Source organism: Pseudomonas sp. m6p, assembly GCF_055760375.1.
In genome coordinates this window covers 6,260,180-6,278,199 of the sequence record NZ_CM147084.1, presented here as the reverse complement: position 1 = coordinate 6,278,199, position 18,020 = coordinate 6,260,180, and the positions used below count along the sequence as shown (strand labels likewise).

The following is an 18,020-nucleotide window of genomic DNA, read 5'->3' as shown; positions in this document are numbered from 1 at the left end:
AGTTCGTTCGACATGCTGCATTTGTCCCGCCTTACCTCGCTGGCCCTGACGATCGCTCTGGTGATCGGCGCGCCTCTGGCGTTCGCCGCTCAACCGGCCCCGGCCGTCGCTCCGGCAGGCACTGCCGCGACCGCCAAGGCACCGTTGCCGCTGGAAGAGTTGCGCACCTTTGCCGAGGTAATGGACCGGATCAAGGCCGCCTATGTCGAGCCGGTGGACGACAAGACCCTGCTGGAAAACGCGATCAAGGGCATGCTCAGCAACCTCGATCCGCATTCCGCCTATCTCGGCCCTGAAGACTTCACCGAATTGCAGGAGAGCACCAGCGGCGAATTCGGCGGCCTGGGCATCGAAGTCGGCTCCGAAGACGGTTTCATCAAGGTCGTCTCGCCGATCGACGACACCCCGGCATCGAAGGCCGGCATTCAGGCCGGGGACTTCATCGTCAAGATCAACGGCCAGCCGACCCGCGGCCAGACCATGACCGAAGCCGTGGACAAGATGCGCGGCAAGATCGGCCAGAAAATCACCCTGACCCTGGTGCGCGATGGCGGTACGCCGTTCGACGTGACTCTGGCCCGCGCCGTGATTCAAGTGAAGAGCGTCAAGGCGCAACTGCTGGAGTCGGGCTACGGCTACATCCGCATCACTCAGTTCCAGGTCAAGACCGGCGAAGAGGTCTCCAAGGCCCTGGCCAAGCTGCGCAAGGACAACGGCAAGAAGCTCAACGGCATCATCCTCGACCTGCGCAACAACCCGGGCGGTGTACTGCAGGCCGCCGTGGAAGTGGTCGACCATTTCATCAAGAAAGGCCTGATCGTCTACACCAAAGGCCGGATCGCCAACTCCGAACTGCGCTTCTCCGCCACCGGCAAGGATGAAAGCGAAGCGGTGCCAATGGTCGTGTTGATCAACGGTGGCAGCGCCTCGGCCTCGGAAATTGTCGCCGGCGCCCTGCAGGATCAGAAACGCGCCGTGGTCATGGGCACCACCAGTTTCGGCAAAGGCTCGGTGCAGACCGTGCTGCCGCTGAACAACGACCGCGCACTGAAGATCACCACGGCGCTGTACTTCACGCCGAACGGTCGCTCGATCCAGGCCCAGGGCATCGTCCCGGACATCGAAGTGCGCAAGGCCAAGATCACCAACGAAGCCGACGGCGACTACTTCAAGGAAGCCGACCTGCAAGGTCACCTGGGCAACGGCAACGGCGGCGCGGACAAGCCGACCGGTTCCGGCGCGAAGGCCAAGGCCATGCCGCAGGATGACGATTACCAACTGGCCCAGGCGCTGAGCCTGCTCAAAGGGCTGAGCATCACGTCCGGCCGTTGAGGATGTCGTTGCGTTTCTTCTTCGTCCTGCTGTGCTGTCTGGCGGGTGCTGCTCACGCAGAGCCTGCCAGAACCACCCCGCCAAAAGCCTACCTGACGCTGATCATCGACGACCTGGGGCAGAACCTGCCCCGGGATCGCCGCGTGCTGGCCCTGCCCGGCCCGGTGACCACAGCGATCATGCCCGACACGCCGCACGCTACCGAATTCGCCCGCGAAGCCCATCGCGCCGGCAAGATCGTGATTCTGCACATGCCCATGGACCCGGCCACCGGACCGTACGCCTGGCATCCTGAACTGCCGCTCGAGGAACTGCAAAAGCGCCTCGACGCCGCCTTCAAAATGGTCCCCTACACGGCGGGCATTAACAACCACATGGGCAGTCGCATGACCGCCCAGCCGGTGGCAATGGCGTGGCTGATGGGTGAGTTGCAGCGCCGGCACAAATTCTTCGTCGACAGCCGCACCAGCGCCCAGACCGTCGCAGCGCAGCAGGCACAGAAGATCGATCTGGCGAGTGTCTCGCGGGATGTGTTCCTCGATGACGAGCGCACCGAAGCCGCCATCTTCACCCAACTGCAGACCGCCATCAGCCTGGCGCGCAAGCAGGGGTCAGCGGTGATGATCGGTCACCCGTATCCGCAGACCCTGGCAGTCCTGGAACGTGAATTGCCGAAGCTCAAGGCACAAGGCATCGAGTGGATCGACATCAAGCAGATGATCAGCGTGCGCAGCAATCGCGCCACCGCCGCCCATGGCAAGGACGGCGTCTACCGTTGAACAGCCTCGCCCGCTATACATAATTACCGCCAAACGGCCCGCCCATGGCCGGATAGTGAGCCCTGCAACTGTGACGACTCTTCCCGAGTCGTCTTTCACTATCAGGGCTGATTATGAATACCGAAGACAAGGACGCAGGCGTCCCGCAACAGGCAAAACCGATCACGCTGGACAATCTGCTGATCAACTTCACGACTGATTTCCAGCGAATCTGGGACAGCAGCGGATCGAAAGCGGCACCCGGGAGCTTTTGGCGCCCGACGCCCTCTCCCGAGATGCTGCCGGGCTATTTTCCTTTAGGCGATGTCGTGGTGGGCAGCCACGACAACATCAACGCAAAACACGTCGTGGCCGTTGTCAGCGAGCGCGAGACCGACCCGACAAAAGCCAAAGCCCTCAGCGCGCCCCTCGACTTTGAACAAGTCTGGAAAGATACCGGCTCGGGCGCCAAAACCAACTGCACGGTCTGGCGACCGCTGCCCCCGGCCGGCTACGTTGCCTTGGGCCAGGTTTGCTCCAGCGGCGACGACAAGCCACTGCTCAGTAGTGTGCGCTGCGTCCGGGCCGACCTGGTGATCGCTTCAACGGTCGGCAATATGCTCTGGAGCGACAAGGGCAGCGGTGCACGGCAGAGTTTCAGTGCCTGGAGCGTCACCCCGCCCAGCGCACCGCCGGGAGACATTCACTTCGCGCCGGGCACCTTCGTTGCGGCAGGCAGCTTCAACCGACCACAGGCCGACGTCAGTGTCTTTGCCTTGCGGATGCAGATCGCGCCACTGATCAAATCATCGCCAGTGTTGCCGACGCTCCACGCAGCGGACGCTCCGCAAACCAACGGAGCGGCCACCCTCGCTCAAGTGGTGGAACTTCCGTGGTTCGTGGTCAAGGATGACCTGTCACCGCTCGAACAATTACGCACCACGCCCTTTTATCGCCTGGAAAGAACCGACCAGTATTATCTGGTCGGGAGCGGACACAACACGGGCGACAAGGCGCGGGCATTCAAGTGGACTGCGCAACGGTTGCAGAATCCGAAGGTGCTGCGCCTGTTCACCCAGGTTACCGCCATCAGTTTTGTGAGCGCCTGGGCAATGAAGAGCGACGTCCATCCGTCACTGCCATTCTCGGCGAGACTCGACAGCCAGTTCACGCACTGCGAAACCTCAACCAGCGGCTGGCTGACACCGTTCATCAGCAACGTCCTCGCCATGGCCGGCAAAGGCAAATTCGTCGCGGCTTATCAGCAGGAGAGTTTCTACGAGTTGCTCCGTGCAGACGGCTCGCAAGCCGGCATCAACCTCGGCTACACCCAGTACGAGAGCCTGGAACTGCTGCAGTATCCGCCGCACGAATGCATCCATGAAGCCGCGGACAAGGCATTGCCGACAACTACAGATAGCGCCCCATGATTTCGTCGACAACCCCGTCCTTGCGCATCTGATCCAGCGCCGCCTGCAGCCTGGCGACCGTTGCATCCGACACGTCCTTGTTCAGCGCCAGGTACAACTCGGCGCTGTTGAAGCGCAATACGGTCTTGAGACCGGTGACCCCGTCCTGCCGCGCCAGATAACGTCCGGCAGGATCACCGGTGGCCCACAGGTCGATCTGGCCGTTGACCAGTTTTTTCGCGTTGTCCTGATCGCGCAACACCACCATTGGCTTCAAGCCCTGCTTGGCCAGGGTCTCGGCAATTGCGTCGCCCTTGTAGGCACCGATCTTGTATTTGCGCGCATCGTTGAGGGTTTCGAGGGTGATCTTGCTGTCGGCCCGGGCCAACATGATCCAGTCGTCCGGACCGATCGGGCCGACCCATTTGAACAGGTTTTCGCGATCCGGCAGGCGCGCCATCACGAAAGCACCGTAACCGGGATTTTCCAATGCCAGTTTGTAGACCCGCTCCCACGGAAAGCGCAGCGTCAGGCTGTAGGTGAGCCCGGCACGCTTGAACATTTCACGCACGATGTCGGCGGCAATGCCGTTGATGTTCTCGCCCTTGGCGAAATTCTTGCCGTCTTTCGCCATGTTGTAGGGCGGAAAGTTTTCGGTGAGGAGCACCAGATCGGTGTCGGGACTGTTTTCGGCCCGCGCCGTGTTGAGCAACAACACAGAAGCACTGGCGAGAACAAGAAGCAGGCGTTTGATCATGTCGGGCTACCGGAATCCATGGCGTGCCCAAGAGTGCCTTGGGTACGCCATGCTGTCCACTGGCCTGTACGGTTTAGCGCATCACAATGCCGCGTTTGGCCATGTACGCTTTCGCTTCCTGCACGGTGTATTCGCCGAAGTGGAAAATACTCGCCGCCAGCACCGCGCTGGCGTGGCCTTCGAGGATGCCGTCGGCCAGATGCTGCAGATTGCCGACGCCGCCGGAAGCGATCACCGGAATGCCCAGCGCATCGCTGATCGCGCGAGTCACGCCGAGGTCGAAGCCGTTTTTCATGCCGTCCTGATCCATGCTGGTCAGCAGGATCTCGCCGGCACCCAGGCCTTCCATCTTCTTCGCCCACTCGACTGCATCGAGACCGGTCGGCTTGCGCCCGCCGTGGGTGAAGATTTCCCAGCGCGGGGTTTCTCCCGGGCCGGAGACTTTCTTCGCGTCGATGGCGACGACGATGCATTGCGAGCCGAAATGCTGCGCCGCTTCGCCGACGAACTCCGGGTTGAACACCGCCGCGGTGTTGATCGAGACCTTGTCCGCACCGGCATTGAGCAGGTTGCGGATGTCCTGCACGGTGCGCACGCCGCCGCCGACGGTCAGCGGAATGAACACCTGGCTGGCCATGCGCTCGACGGTATGCAGCGTGGTGTCGCGGCCATCGACGCTGGCGGTGATGTCGAGAAAGGTAATCTCGTCGGCACCCTGCTCGTCATAACGACGGGCGATTTCCACCGGGTCGCCGGCATCGCGGATGTTCTCGAACTTCACACCTTTGACGACCCGGCCGTTGTCAACGTCCAGGCAAGGGATGATGCGTTTGGCCAGCGCCATGGTCAGTCCTCAGCCTTGGTACGCATCGCAGAAAGCTTGCGCTTCGGCGACGTCGAGGGTGCCTTCGTAGATCGCCCGGCCAGTGATTGCACCGATGATGCCCGGCGCCTTGGCGTCGAGCAGCGACTTGATGTCACCCAGATTGTGGATACCGCCGGACGCGATCACCGGGATCTTCGTCGCTGCAGCCAGTGCAGCGGTGAACGGTACGTTGCAGCCCTGCATCATGCCGTCTTTGGCGATGTCGGTATAAACGATCGAGGACACACCGTCGGCTTCAAACTGCTTGGCCAGATCGATGACTTGCACGGTGCTGATTTCAGCCCAGCCATCAGTAGCGACAAAACCGTCCTTGGCATCCAGACCGACGATGATCTTGCCCGGGAACGCGCGGCAGGCTTCAGCGACGAACGCCGGATCCTTCACCGCTTTGGTGCCGATGATCACATAGCTCACGCCCGCCTTGACGTAGTGCTCGATGGTTTCCAGCGAGCGAATGCCGCCGCCGATCTGGATCGGCAGGTTCGGGTAGCGTTTGGCAATCGCGGTCACCACTTCGCCGTTGACCGGCTGACCTTCGAACGCGCCGTTCAGATCGACCAGATGCAGACGACGGCAACCGCCCTCCACCCACTTGGCAGCCATGCTCACCGGGTCATCGGAAAACACTGTGGAATCTTCCATGCGGCCTTGGCGCAGACGTACGCAGGCACCGTCTTTAAGATCGATAGCGGGAATAATCAGCATCTGGCAAACCTTCAAATTTGAATGTTCAGCTTGGCTCGGAAATCAGTTTTTCTCGAGCGCCCACAGGTCGCTTTCGATGCTTTCAAACCGCTCCTTGAGGTGGGTCTGCACATCGAAAATCGCCCTGTTGTAATAGTGCGGAGCAATTTCGCGGGTAAACAGCTCAAGAATTTCCGCCGCTTCGAACGAACCCAGGTCGAGTTCGAACCGATCCTCCATGAACCGCTGGATCTTGCGGTTGGCCTCGTTCTCCTGTTCGGGAGTGAGGGTCAGGATCGGCGGTTTGGATTTCCTGGCAGCCATTTACCAGCGACCGTCCCACGCGGCGAAGTTCTGCAGCAATTGCAGGCCATGGGTGTGGCTCTTCTCCGGGTGGAATTGCACGGCGAAACGCGAGCCCTCGGCCAGCGCGGCAGCGAAATCGAGACCGTAATGACCGCTGCCGACTACCTGCCGCGCGTTGGCGGCGGCGATGTAGTAGCTGTGCACGAAGTAGAAACGCGCCATGTCCGGAATGTCGTGCCACAGCGGGTGACTGACCTTCTGCTGCACCTCGTTCCAGCCCATGTGCGGGACTTTCAGGTGCTCGCCGTCTTCATGCAGGTCTTTGCCGAAGAACTTCACCGCGCCCGGGAACAGGCCGATGCAGTCGACGCCGTCGTTCTCTTCGCTGCTGTCGAGCAGGGCTTGCATGCCGACACAGATGCCGAGGAACGGACGATCCTGGCTGACTTCACGTACCAGCGAATCGAAACCGAGACGACGGATTTCCGCCATGCAGTCGCGAATCGCGCCGACGCCCGGGAATACCACGCGGTCCGCTTCACGGATCACGTCCGCATCGCTGGTGATCAGCACCTTGCCAGCGCCCACGTGCTCGAGGGCCTTGGCCACCGAGTGCAGATTGCCCATGCCGTAGTCGATAACTGCAACCGTCTGCATTACAGAACGCCTTTGGTCGATGGCATTTGCCCGGCCATGCGCTCATCCAGCTCGACGGCCATGCGCAGCGCGCGACCGAATGCCTTGAACACGGTTTCGATCTGGTGGTGGGTGTTGGTGCCGCGCAGGTTGTCGATGTGCAGGCTGACCAGTGCGTGGTTGACGAAGCCCTGGAAGAATTCCTGGAACAGATCGACGTCGAAGCCGCCCACGGTGGCGCGGGTGTACGGCACGTGCATCTGCAGGCCTGGGCGGCCGGAGAAGTCGATCACCACGCGTGACAGCGCTTCATCGAGCGGCACGTAGGCGTGACCGTAGCGACGGATGCCTTTCTTGTCGCCGATGGCTTTGGCGAAGGCCTGGCCGAGGGTGATACCGACGTCTTCCACGGTATGGTGGTCGTCGATATGCAGATCGCCCTTGCATTCAATATCCAGGTCGATCAACCCGTGACGGGCGATCTGATCCAGCATGTGCTCAAGAAAAGGAACACCGATATCGAATCGGGCCTTTCCGGTGCCATCAAGGTTGATCGAGGCTTTGATCTGGGTTTCCAGAGTGTCGCGCTCGACAGACGCCTTACGTTCGGCCATCACCAGCTCCGCAAAATCATTGGGCGAAAAAGGCAGCCATTATAGGCACGCGGGGCCGAAACAGAAACACGCGACGTGATATGCCTGACGGACAGAAGCCCCGGCTGTCGCGGGTAGACATGTCCATACAAGCCATTACAGGCACCCCGAAACAAATGTGGGAGCGAGCCTGCTCGCGAATGCGGTGAGTCAGCCAACACTTATGGCAACTGACAATCCGTCTTCGCGAGCAGGCTCGCTCCCACAGGGGTACTGCGTTTTACCCATTACTTAGTGAAACAGTACCGCCGTCTTCTGCAGGGTTACCCACACACCCCACGCCAACGGAATGCCCACCACCAGCCACGCGGCAATTGCCAGCGGCTTGCTGCCCGGCGCGGCTTTCCACTCCAGCACAGTGCTTGCATCAGCACCTTTGTCGTGGCCCAGCGCCTGTTCGGCGGCCAGTTCGGCGTCGGTCATGAAGTACTTGTCGGCCACCGGACGCACCAGCAGGTTGCAGAGGAAGCCCAGCACCAGCAGGCCGGCGAGGATGTACAGGGTGATGTCGTAAGCAGCAGCGCGTTCAACGCCGATGCTCAACTGATACTCACGCAGGTAGTTCACCAACACCGGACCGAGCACGCCGGCGGCGGCCCAGGCAGTCAGCAGGCGACCGTGGATCGCGCCGACCATTTGCGTACCGAACAGGTCGGCCAGATACGCCGGAACGGTCGCAAAACCACCGCCGTACATCGACAGGATGATGCAGAACGCCGCCACGAACAGCGCAACGTTGCCCAGATGGCCCATGTTCGGGATCAACGCGTACAGGGCAAAACCGAGGGCGAAGAACACGAAGTAAGTGTTTTTGCGACCCAGGTAGTCCGAGAACGAGGCCCAGAAGAAACGGCCACCGATGTTGAACAGGCTCAGCAGACCGGTGAAACCGGCGGCAATCGCGGCGATCGAGGCCAGTTGCCCGGCGTCCAGTTGACCGAACGGCACGTCAACGCCCAGCAGCTTGCCGCCGAACACTTCCTGCAGCAGTGGCGAGGCCATGCCGAGGATGCCGATACCGGCCGATACGTTCAGGCACAGCACCAGCCACACCAGACGGAACTGCGGGGTTTTCCACGCCACATTCACGTGGACGTGACGGTGAGTGATCATCGAGTTCGAGGCTTTCTTCGCCGGAGCGGTCCAGCCTTCAGGCTTCCACCCGGTTGGCGGCACGCGGTAAGCCAGGGCGCCACCGATCATGAACACGAAGTAGATCGCGGCCATGGCCACGAAGCTCTGCCAGACGCCGACACCGGCAGGCGAAGCGAAGTGGCTCATCAGCGCAGTCGCCAACGGTGCACCGACCATCGCGCCGCCACCGAAGCCCATGATCGCCATGCCGGTCGCCATGCCGCGCTTGTCCGGGAACCACTTGATCAGGGTCGAGACCGGGGAGATATAGCCCAGGCCCAGACCGATACCGCCGATCACGCCGGAGCCGATCCACATCAGCCAGATCTGGTGGGTATAAATCCCCAGTGCCGAGATCAGCAGACCGCCGCACCAGCACAATGCCGACACAACGCCAGCCTTGCGTGGCCCGGCGTGTTCCAGCCAGCCACCCCAGATCGCGGCCGAGCAGCCGAGGAAGATGAAGAACAGAGTGTAGATCCAGCCGAGCATGGAGATCGGCCAGTCGCATTGCGAAGAGAAGACCTGAGCCATGAAGCTCATGTCCGGCGCGCAAGCCACGGGCGCGGTGACGCCCAATGCCTTGGACAGCGGCAGCCAGAACACCGAGAAACCGTAGGCCATGCCGATGCACAGGTGGATGGCCAGAGCGGCCGGTGGAACCAGCCAACGGTTGAAACCGGGCTTGGCGATAATGCGTTCCTTGGACAGGAACGCAGGCTGGTCGGCGCGAAGGCCGTCCGCCGTGATGCTCGTGCTCATTGTGTATCCCCCAATTATTAGTATGGTTCGCCAGCCACTGCTCACCCTCGGCCTTTATGCACGCAGGCATGACCGTTTTTTCGGGTGAAGCTCCTTGAAGGCGCGACGTTAAGTCGCAGAAGGACGGACGAACCGGCGAAGGTTACCATTTGCACGTGACAGAAAAACCAAACTGATATCACCTTTTTCATGTCATCTGATCTCGTCCCCTGCAGGAGCTGCGGAACGCTGCGATCTTTTGATCTGTTTTGAAATCGCCAACATCAAAAGATCGCAGCCTGCGGCAGCTCCTACATAGAGCCTCATAAACGGGAAAATCATGCCTGTCATCGTTCAAATGCTTGAAGACGCCAATTACCAGGATCAACAGGATCTGCAGAAGATCTATCGTGACGCCCCGCCATGGCTGTTCGAGCCGTACTCCGGGGACACCCAGTTGATTGAACGCAGCCTGGCTGACGGCGCTTTGATTACAGGACGTTTCAATGATCGATTGCTCGGCGCGGCGCGCCTGACAAGGCACGACAGCGTCTGGTATCTCTCACATTTATGTGTACGAAAAGTCACTCGGCGCCGTGGAGTAGCCGAGCGGCTGGTGAACCAAGCGCAGAAAATGGCGTCGCAAGCGGGTGCGCAACTGCGCCTGCTGGCACCGGCCGGACACCTTGAAACCCAGGCGCTGGCCACCAAATGGCAAGTGCCGCTGGACGTCATCGCGACATGACAGCGCCCCGAACCGGGCGGATGCAGCGCTATACTCCCCGGCTAAATTACGAATTCGACTAACTACAAGGACTCGCCCATGAAAGCGTTCGGCAAAATCCTGGGTCTGGTACTTCTCGGGCTGTTGCTGATCATTGTGGCGGCGGGCTTCGCCCTGACCCACCTGTTTGATCCCAACGACTACAAAGACGAGATTCGCCAGATAGCCCGCGACAAGGCCCACATCGAGCTGACGCTCAATGGCGATATCGGTTGGAGCCTGTTCCCGTGGCTTGGCCTGGAACTGCATGAAGCCAGCATCGCCACCCTGATCAATCCGACCGAGCCGTACGCCGATCTGCAGATGCTCGGCCTGTCCGTGCGCGTGCTGCCGCTGTTGCGCCGCGAAGTGCAGATGAGCGATGTGCGCGTCGAAGGCCTGAACCTGCGCCTGAAACGCGACAAGAACGGCCACGGCAACTGGGAAGACATCGGCAAGCTGCCGCCTCCTGCCGTGCCTGCCGGCAGCCCTGCGCCAGCCAGCCCGCCTGTCGCAGAGGCCACCGCCCAGCCGGAAAAACCGCCGCAGCCGATCCGCCTAGACATCGACAGCCTGACCGTCAACAACGCCCGGGTTGAATACAACGATGAGCAGACCGGCAAACAGTACAGCGCCGAAAGCATCCAGCTGAGCACCGGTGCGGTACACGACTCGACCAACATTCCGCTGAAAGCCACGGCGTTTCTCAGCACCAATCAGCCTGTGCTGCGCGTGCGTACCGAACTCAATGGCGAGCTGCGCATCGAGCGTGCATTGCAACGCTACAAGTTCGAAGACATGAAGTTGTCCGGCGAGCTGACTGGCGATCCACTGCAGGGCAAGGCCATGACCTTCTCCGCCCAAGGGCAGATCTTGCTGGACAAGGCAGCGAACGTCGCTGAATGGACCGGGATCAAGATATCTGCCAACCAGTTGCGCGCCTTGGGTGAGCTGAAAGCCAACGACCTCGACAAGACCCCGCAGATCACTGGCGGTATCTCCATCGCCCAGTTCGATCTGGCGAAATTCGTCGACAGCATCGGCCAGACACTGCCAGCGATGGCGCCCGGCAGCCTGAGCAAGGTCGAGCTGGTCAGCCGCGTAGCCGCCACGCCAACCAGCGTCGCCTTCGACAACATCAACCTGAAACTCGACGACAGCAGCTTCAGCGGGCGCATTGCCGTTGAGGACTTCGCCAAGCAGTCGCTGCGGGCGATCCTCAAGGCTGACACGTTCGACGTCGACCGCTACCTGCCGCCGAAATCGGAAAAAGCCAAAAACGCCACGCAAGTGCGTCAGGCCGAAGTCGCCAGTACCGAAGCCGATGCCATGGCCGGTGCCGGCAGCACACCGCTGCCGGACAAGCCGAGTAAAAGCGCCTGGAGCACTGAGCGCCTGTTGCCGGTCGAGCGCCTGGCCAAACTCGACGTTGATGCCGATCTGAGCTTCGGCCAACTGACCCTCGATAAACTGCCGATCCAGAACGCCGCGCTCAAAGCCACCGGCCAGGGCGGCCTGCTGACTCTGGAAAACCTGCGCGGCGGGCTGTACAACGGCGACTTCGAAGCCAAGGGCACCCTCGATGTGCGCCCGAGCGCGCCAGTGTTGAATCTGCAAACCCGGATCAACCGCGTGCCGGTGGAGAAAATCCTCGAAAGCCAGGGCAAGAACCCGCCAGTCAAAGGCCTGGTCACACTGACCAGCAGTCTCACCGGCAGCGGCAACAGCCAGCAGGCGCTGATCGAAACCCTCAATGGCAACGCCAGTTTCGTGATCAACAACGGCGTGCTGCTCAACGCCAACCTTGAACAGCAACTGTGCAAAGGCATCGCCACGCTTAACCGCAAAACCCTCAGCGGCGAGCCGCGGGGCAAGGACACGCCGTTCCAGGAACTCAAGGGCAACCTGACCTTGCGCAACGGCGTGGCCAGCAACCCGGACCTGAAGGTGCGCATCCCCGGCATGACCGTCAACGGCGACGGCGACATCGACCTGCGCGTGCTGGGTATGGATTACCGCGTCGGCATCATCGTCGAAGGCGACACCAGCGCGATGCCGGACCCGGCCTGTCAGGTCGGCGAGAAGTTCGTCGGCATCGAGTGGCCGCTGCGTTGCCGTGGCCCGCTGGAGCTGGGCGCCAAGGCCTGCCGTGTGGACAACGAACGTCTCGGCCAGGTCGCGACCAAAATGGCCGGCGACAAACTCAGCGAGAAGATCGATGAAAAACTCGGCGACAAGGTCAGCCCGGAATTGAAAAACGCATTGAAGGGGCTGTTCAAGCGATGAGAGCGGAGCAGTTTTCCACGGCGGTACTGGAATGGTTCGACCGCCACGGCCGCCACGATTTGCCTTGGCAGCAAGACATCAATCCGTATCGGGTGTGGGTGTCGGAGATCATGTTGCAGCAGACCCAGGTCAGCACCGTGCTCAATTACTTCGACCGTTTCATGACCGCGCTGCCAACGGTGCAAGCGCTGGCCGAGGCGCCGGAGGACGAAGTGCTGCACCTGTGGACAGGGCTGGGTTACTACACCCGTGCGCGCAATTTGCAGAAGACCGCGAAGATCGTCGTCAGCCAGTACGGCGGCGAGTTTCCGCGGGACGTTGAAAAGCTCACGGAACTGCCGGGGATCGGCCTGTCCACCGCCGGGGCCATTGCCAGCATCAGCATGGGCCTGCGCGCGCCGATCCTCGATGGCAACGTCAAACGCGTGCTGGCGCGTTTTACTGCGCAAGAGGGTTACCCGGGTGAACCGAAGGTCGCCAAACAGCTGTGGGCCAACGCAGAGCGTTTCACGCCACATGATCGAGTCAACGCCTACACCCAGGCGATGATGGATCTCGGCGCCACGCTGTGCACGCGCAGCAAACCCAGCTGCCTGCTGTGTCCGCTGGAAAAGGGCTGCGAGGCGCACATGCTCGGCCTGGAAACGCGCTACCCGATCCCCAAACCGCGCAAAGCGATCCCGCAAAAACGCACACTGATGCCGATGCTCGCCAATGGCGACGGCGCGATTCTGCTTTATCGCCGTCCCTCCAGCGGTCTGTGGGGCGGTTTGTGGAGCCTGCCGGAACTCGAAGATCTCGACGACCTGCAACATCTGGCCGATCAGCATTCGCTGACCATGGGCGAGCAGCAGGCACTGCCAAGCCTCGTTCACACCTTCAGTCATTTCCAGCTGTCCATCGAACCCTGGCTGGTTCAGGTACAGGAGGCCACCCATCACGTGGCCGAGGCCGACTGGCTCTGGTATAACCTCGCCACCCCGCCGCGCCTGGGCCTTGCTGCCCCGGTCAAAACCTTGCTCGAGCGCGCGGCCGCCGTATTGAACGCAGGAGAGTCGTCATGACCCGCACCATCATGTGCCGCAAGTACAAAGAAGAATTGCCCGCGCTGGAACGCGCTCCTTTCCCGGGCGCCAAAGGTCAGGACATTTTTGACCACGTCTCGGCCAAGGCCTGGGCTGACTGGCAGAAACACCAGACCCTGCTGATCAACGAAAAGCGCCTGAACATGATGAATGCCGAAGACCGCAAATACCTTCAGGGCGAAATGGACAAGTACTTCTCCGGCGAGGAATACGCCAAGGCCGAAGGCTACGTTCCGCCTGCGGAGTAAACCCGCAAAATCGGGGGGCGGATCGTAAGCGACGGAATTAATTTAAGAAATTTTAAAAAAGTCGTTGACGTAAATCCGAAAAACCCTTTTAATGCGCCCCGTTGCCCAGATAGCTCAGTCGGTAGAGCAGGGGATTGAAAATCCCCGTGTCGGCGGTTCGATTCCGTCTCTGGGCACCAAATACCGAAAACCCTGAATCGCAAGATTCAGGGTTTTTTTATGCCTGAAGAAAAGTGAAACACCCACGCCGCATAAGAGCAGCCCCTGTTTCTTGCAAGGATGAATCAAGCCAATGGACATGCAAACCTCAAGCAAGCCGACCAACCAACACGAAGCCAAGACCGAGAAGCCGCAACCTCAATCTCTGGACACGGTTTTTGAGTTCATCGAAAAGCACAATTGGAAACTCTTCCGAATCGCATCACTTGGTTTTGGCTTTTTGATATTTCTTATCTACTTCTGCCAAAACCACTTCTATCCCGACTTCGATCTCTTCAGCTTTCTTTCGTTGCTGGCAACTGCCGCGCTCATCGGTGGCCTGATGGTTCTGGTGATTGCCTTTGGCTTTTGCGCACCCGGTTGGACTTGGTCAGAGGCTTTCTTTAGCGACAAGCCGGTGCGCGAAGAGCTGGAGTATCGAATCAATGGAAATATGCCCAAGGAGCGCCTCGATCATCGCCTGATCAACCGCTACTTTTTCGTTCCAGGCTTCATATGCATGAGCATCCTATGGATGGCTCTATATTTTTTTGAAGGGGATACCGCCTACACCATCGGCCTTGTAGCAGGACCATTTCTTAGCGGTCTACTTTTCGGTTCGATTTTGCAGAGAAATTACGAACTCCCTCCCTTTAGCTGGGCCAAGTTCACTGTCACAGCATTTCTCGTGTTTTTCATCGCAAACATCGTTGCATTGTTGTCCACTCTGGAGGTTGCCAGAGGCGTCCCTGAGGCCGTCAAAGCCGTCGGAGAGTATCCGTTCATGGCGGCCTGCTTCTTCGCTTCACTGGTGGCGTTTACCATCGTCACGGCAATAATCAGAGGTAATCCGCGCTTTGTGCTGATCGTCAGCCCGTTGTTTGCTGTCGTGCTGATGCTGTGGACCAATACCTGGGTAGATCTTCCGGGCAAAATCGTCAAACTGCTTGGGCTGGGCAACTATCAAGCCGAACAAGTAATTCTCAACAGCGATCTCTGCGAAAAATACAAAGCCATTGAGGGTTATGGCATCAAGAGCAATTGCGCATTGAATGACGTGCACGTGATCTGGTCGATGGGCAGTACCACTGTGATGACGTGGCAGTTTGCGAGTCAGGAATTAAAGGTAAAAATCCCCAGCAGCTCAATCCTTTCTACCAGGATCTTTGTGCCGAAAGCTTTACCCAAGCCTAAACCCCTGCCTTCTTCACTGCCAACATCTGACCCAAGCACTCCACAGACGCCATGAGGTGGTGCCGCACCCTTCATTAACTGGCATCCTAGCGCCCATCAAGTCGCCTGATGGCGACCCGCCTTTTCAGGGTTTTGCTGCACAGGGATGATCATTCGCTAACCGGATTACTCCGCTTTACGCCATCCCTGGCAGGCGCGTGACAAGCAAGATTGAGTATGAAATACCAAAAACCCTGAATCGCAAGATTCAGGGTTTTTTATGCCTGCGATATGATCACGGCACAATCCAACCCTCTGCGCAGTCCAGAAAAACCCCGCGAGTCCTTTTTAGGCATCGCAGGTTTTTATTGCACAAATACGTGACGGGTTCCGCACAAAGGCGATCCGCGCTACTTTGGCCGCACCTTATGGAACAGGGTCATCCGCTCGATGAACCAGAAAAGAACCCGCGTGCCCCTGCCCCATCCGCCACCCTATCGCCAGAGCCGGATTGCATTCTGGCTGATGATACTGGTCGGCATACTGATCGCCTTCCTCATCGCCGCGTCGACTTATCTGATCATCCACAGCTTGCTCAGCGGCTCCATCACCACCTGGAACCGATCCGGCCCACGCCATACCTACACCCTGGCGCAGCAACCCCGAATGTTCTGGTTCGAGATCGTGTCGCAGTGCGTCGGCACTCTGTTCCTGATAGCCGTCGGCTGGATTGGATTGTGGATTCACCGAATGGCGCACGAGCCCGGTGACAAGCAGAAGGCCAAGCGCAAGCGGCAGTGACACTTTCAGAAAATGCCGGAGCGGTCCAACACATCAGGCGCGGGACTGTACCGCGCCTGATGCGTTGCCAGTGCATCATCCATTGACCACCTCAACTCCAGTGAAACACCAGATTGCGCGCCGTGCCGCTGCCAACGTCAGTCACGTCGCGCCGCTCCTGGCCATTGAGCGTGGCCCGCACAATGTATTTGCCTGGCGGCAACTGCACATACACCAACGGCCCTGCCTGATTGAGGGTCAGCACGGTTTGTCCCGAGGCTTTTTCAATTGTCACGTCGACGTTGGCGGCGTACTCGTTTTGCATGCCGACCGAGCAGGTCATATGGAGGTTGTAGCCGGGGGTTTGCTGAATGGCTTTTGACTCGTCCAGGCCGATCCCGCCGGACAGGTAATTGATGCCGTTTTGCTGTTGCTGCTGGACTTGCACACCGGCACTGTCGATCGGGTCGAGATTGGCCGCCTGCAACATCGCCGGAAAAGCCAATGCAGCCATCGCCGCGATGGGCAGCAGGAATGAAAGAACGCGTTTCATGATGACAACTCCCGGGCTCTTATAGAGCCCTACCGTTACTCCTTATTTGATCCGGCCAGGGAAGCACGTGTTTTAGAATGATTGGCACTTGGCCAGGGTGCGAAAGGGACTAATTCGAGACGCACTGCGGCTCGAATGTACAGAGTCGCTAACCTTCAATCCGGAACGCACTGCGTTCCGAGTGATTGCGCAGGCCGGCGTTGAAGCTCATTCTCGATCCGTCTTCGCCAAGGCCAGGTCCATATGAATTCACGCAGTCCCGCATTTACGCCCGACACAGCAACCGTGAGCGAACCTTTCAAAGAAGCTGCCGCAGATGGCTTTATGCTCGGCGGCTTCACCTGGCGTCACGCCCTGCCCGATGCGCAACGCCCAGTAGTCATCATCAACGCCGCCACCTCGGTACGCTGCCGACATTACTCGCGCTTCGCCGATTACCTGTTCGCCAACGGCTTCGACGTGATCACCTACGACTACCGAGGCATCGGCGAATCGCGTCCGGCGACGCTGAGAGGCCTTGAGGCTTCATGGACCGATTGGGGCGCGCTGGATTTCGAAGCGATGCTCAAGCGCGCGCAACGGGAGTTTCCCGGCCAGCCAATCGATGTGGTCGGCCACAGTTTCGGCGGTTGTGCGGCGGGACTTGGCGAATCCGGGCAGGTCATTCGTCGGCTGGTGACGGTCGGCGCGCAGTTCGCTTACTGGCGCGACTACGCGCCGGCACAGCGCTGGCGCATGTTTGGTAAATGGCATTTGCTGATGCCGCTGCTGACGCGGCTCTGCTGCTATTTTCCGGGCAAACGCCTCGGTTGGCTGGAGGACACGCCAACAGGCGTCGTACGCGACTGGAGCACGCCTGCCGCGCGCTACGAGCAGCGTCCGAGTGGCCGCCGACTACTGAAGACAAGCGGCCGCCTGCCCTTCGCCAACGTCCGCGCGCACATCCTGGCGATCAGCATCAGCGACGACCCGTACGGCACGATCCCGGCCATCGAACGTCTGCTCGGCTACTTCAGTCATGCGCATAAAACCCACCTGCGCATCGCGCCGCAGGACATCGGCGAACAACAAGTCGGACATTTCGCCTTTTTTCGTAGCGAATACCAAGCCACACTATGGCCCATCGCTCTGACCTGGCTGCAAACCGGCGAACTGCCCCCCGACACACCCGGGCGGACAGTGCCGCGCAGCTGAGCCCTTCCCACGCACGACGGAACACACCATGGCCTCCGCCAACAAGCAGCAAAAACGCGCCGCCCGGGCCAAGACCAAGGCCAAGCAGAACCGCACCAAACGCGCCGAGGCGCCGCTTGAGCTGGACCCGAACGATGACCGTATCGACTTCGAGTCGGTGGACCTGACCGAGCTGTTCAAGAAAATGATCGACGCCGAGAAGATCAGCCAGCAAGCCATGTGCAGCGCATTCCTCGAAGACCCGCTGCTGGAGCTGGTTTACGAGCAGGAAGGCGAAGAAGGCGCGATGGATTTCATCCTCGCCGCGCTGATCGAGTATCGCCAGTGGTCGCAGGAAACCGACGAAGCCGGCGCCCTGGCGTGGATCGAATCCCCGGCCTTCCAGGCCGACTATGTGGCGGCGTCCGACGCGATTGCCGCACAAACCCAACAGAAGAACTGAGC

19 protein-coding genes and 1 tRNA gene are annotated in these 18,020 nt (G+C 60.0%); 12 read left to right on the top strand and 8 right to left on the bottom strand.

What is annotated here, in order from left to right:
- Nucleotides 1–12 precede the first annotated feature (12 nt).
- From ACYZUM_RS28690 to ACYZUM_RS28680, 3 genes are all read left to right on the top strand, one after another.
- Nucleotides 13–1,332, top strand: a complete 1,320-nt coding sequence (locus tag ACYZUM_RS28690; protein WP_041071409.1) for a S41 family peptidase — start codon at nucleotides 13–15, stop codon at nucleotides 1,330–1,332.
- Between the two features lie 2 nt (nucleotides 1,333–1,334).
- Entirely contained in the window at nucleotides 1,335–2,111 is a 777-nt protein-coding gene (locus ACYZUM_RS28685) for a divergent polysaccharide deacetylase family protein (RefSeq protein ID WP_041071406.1), read from the top strand.
- 113 nt (nucleotides 2,112–2,224) lie between these two features.
- The gene (locus ACYZUM_RS28680; RefSeq protein WP_108181411.1) at nucleotides 2,225–3,520 is read left to right on the top strand and encodes a Vps62-related protein; all 1,296 of its coding nucleotides are present in this window, start codon (nucleotides 2,225–2,227) and stop codon (nucleotides 3,518–3,520) included.
- On the opposite strand, the gene ACYZUM_RS28675 is transcribed toward ACYZUM_RS28680, so the two are convergent.
- From ACYZUM_RS28675 to ACYZUM_RS28645, 7 genes are all read right to left on the bottom strand, one after another.
- A complete protein-coding gene (locus ACYZUM_RS28675; RefSeq protein ID WP_108181410.1) occupies nucleotides 3,501–4,256 on the bottom strand; it encodes a substrate-binding periplasmic protein in 756 nt (251 codons plus the stop codon). The two genes, ACYZUM_RS28680 and ACYZUM_RS28675, sit on opposite strands and share 20 nt — an antisense overlap.
- 73 nt (nucleotides 4,257–4,329) lie before the next feature.
- Nucleotides 4,330–5,100 carry an imidazole glycerol phosphate synthase subunit HisF gene (gene hisF, locus ACYZUM_RS28670; RefSeq protein ID WP_007909211.1) on the bottom strand — a complete coding sequence of 257 codons (771 nt, stop codon included), beginning with the start codon at nucleotides 5,098–5,100 and terminating at the stop codon, nucleotides 4,330–4,332.
- A gap of 9 nt (nucleotides 5,101–5,109) precedes the next feature.
- Nucleotides 5,110–5,847, bottom strand: a complete 738-nt coding sequence (gene hisA, locus ACYZUM_RS28665; protein WP_097086957.1) for a 1-(5-phosphoribosyl)-5-[(5-phosphoribosylamino)methylideneamino]imidazole-4-carboxamide isomerase — start codon at nucleotides 5,845–5,847, stop codon at nucleotides 5,110–5,112.
- A 42-nt stretch (nucleotides 5,848–5,889) separates the two neighbouring features.
- A complete protein-coding gene (locus ACYZUM_RS28660; protein ID WP_108181409.1) occupies nucleotides 5,890–6,150 on the bottom strand; it encodes a DUF2164 domain-containing protein in 261 nt (86 codons plus the stop codon).
- Nucleotides 6,151–6,789, bottom strand: a complete 639-nt coding sequence (gene hisH, locus ACYZUM_RS28655; RefSeq protein WP_108181408.1) for an imidazole glycerol phosphate synthase subunit HisH — start codon at nucleotides 6,787–6,789, stop codon at nucleotides 6,151–6,153.
- Nucleotides 6,789–7,382, bottom strand: a complete 594-nt coding sequence (gene hisB / locus ACYZUM_RS28650) for an imidazoleglycerol-phosphate dehydratase HisB (RefSeq protein ID WP_007909204.1) — start codon at nucleotides 7,380–7,382, stop codon at nucleotides 6,789–6,791. The genes hisH and hisB overlap by 1 nt, the downstream gene beginning before the upstream one ends.
- A 270-nt stretch (nucleotides 7,383–7,652) precedes the next feature.
- On the bottom strand, nucleotides 7,653–9,317 hold the full coding sequence (locus tag ACYZUM_RS28645; protein WP_041071385.1) for an OFA family MFS transporter: 1,665 nt from the start codon (nucleotides 9,315–9,317) through the stop codon (nucleotides 7,653–7,655).
- Nucleotides 9,318–9,636: 319 nt separating this feature from the next.
- Here ACYZUM_RS28645 and ACYZUM_RS28640 point away from each other — a divergent pair, with 319 nt between their 5' ends.
- The 7 genes from ACYZUM_RS28640 to ACYZUM_RS28610 all read left to right on the top strand — a co-directional run bounded on the left by ACYZUM_RS28640 (nucleotide 9,637) and on the right by ACYZUM_RS28610 (nucleotide 15,850).
- Complete coding sequence (locus tag ACYZUM_RS28640; protein WP_108181407.1) at nucleotides 9,637–10,041, top strand: acetyl-CoA sensor PanZ family protein; 405 nt, start codon at nucleotides 9,637–9,639, stop codon at nucleotides 10,039–10,041.
- Between the two features lie 78 nt (nucleotides 10,042–10,119).
- Nucleotides 10,120–12,345: an AsmA family protein gene (locus ACYZUM_RS28635; RefSeq protein WP_108181406.1), complete on the top strand. Its 2,226-nt coding sequence runs from the start codon at nucleotides 10,120–10,122 to the stop codon at nucleotides 12,343–12,345.
- The gene (mutY, locus tag ACYZUM_RS28630; protein ID WP_108181405.1) at nucleotides 12,342–13,409 is read left to right on the top strand and encodes an A/G-specific adenine glycosylase; all 1,068 of its coding nucleotides are present in this window, start codon (nucleotides 12,342–12,344) and stop codon (nucleotides 13,407–13,409) included. The genes ACYZUM_RS28635 and mutY overlap by 4 nt, the downstream gene beginning before the upstream one ends.
- Nucleotides 13,406–13,678, top strand: a complete 273-nt coding sequence (locus tag ACYZUM_RS28625; RefSeq protein WP_008024947.1) for an oxidative damage protection protein — start codon at nucleotides 13,406–13,408, stop codon at nucleotides 13,676–13,678. Before mutY ends, ACYZUM_RS28625 begins: the two co-directional genes overlap by 4 nt.
- 103 nt (nucleotides 13,679–13,781) lie before the next feature.
- Nucleotides 13,782–13,857: transfer RNA gene (locus ACYZUM_RS28620), tRNA-Phe, on the top strand.
- A gap of 113 nt (nucleotides 13,858–13,970) precedes the next feature.
- Entirely contained in the window at nucleotides 13,971–15,125 is a 1,155-nt protein-coding gene (locus ACYZUM_RS28615; RefSeq protein ID WP_108181404.1) for a hypothetical protein, read from the top strand.
- Nucleotides 15,126–15,499: 374 nt separating this feature from the next.
- Entirely contained in the window at nucleotides 15,500–15,850 is a 351-nt protein-coding gene (locus ACYZUM_RS28610; RefSeq protein WP_108181403.1) for a hypothetical protein, read from the top strand.
- A 91-nt stretch (nucleotides 15,851–15,941) separates the two neighbouring features.
- On the opposite strand, the gene ACYZUM_RS28605 is transcribed toward ACYZUM_RS28610, so the two are convergent.
- Nucleotides 15,942–16,382: a hypothetical protein gene (locus ACYZUM_RS28605; RefSeq protein ID WP_108181402.1), complete on the bottom strand. Its 441-nt coding sequence runs from the start codon at nucleotides 16,380–16,382 to the stop codon at nucleotides 15,942–15,944.
- Between the two features lie 243 nt (nucleotides 16,383–16,625).
- Between ACYZUM_RS28605 and ACYZUM_RS28600 the strand changes: the two genes are divergently transcribed.
- Nucleotides 16,626–17,576 (top strand): alpha/beta hydrolase family protein, encoded by a 951-nt coding sequence (locus tag ACYZUM_RS28600; protein ID WP_108181401.1) that lies wholly within the window; start codon nucleotides 16,626–16,628, stop codon nucleotides 17,574–17,576.
- Nucleotides 17,577–17,604: 28 nt separating this feature from the next.
- Entirely contained in the window at nucleotides 17,605–18,018 is a 414-nt protein-coding gene (locus ACYZUM_RS28595) for a hypothetical protein (RefSeq protein ID WP_108181400.1), read from the top strand.
- The last annotated feature ends 2 nt before the right edge of the window (nucleotides 18,019–18,020 follow it).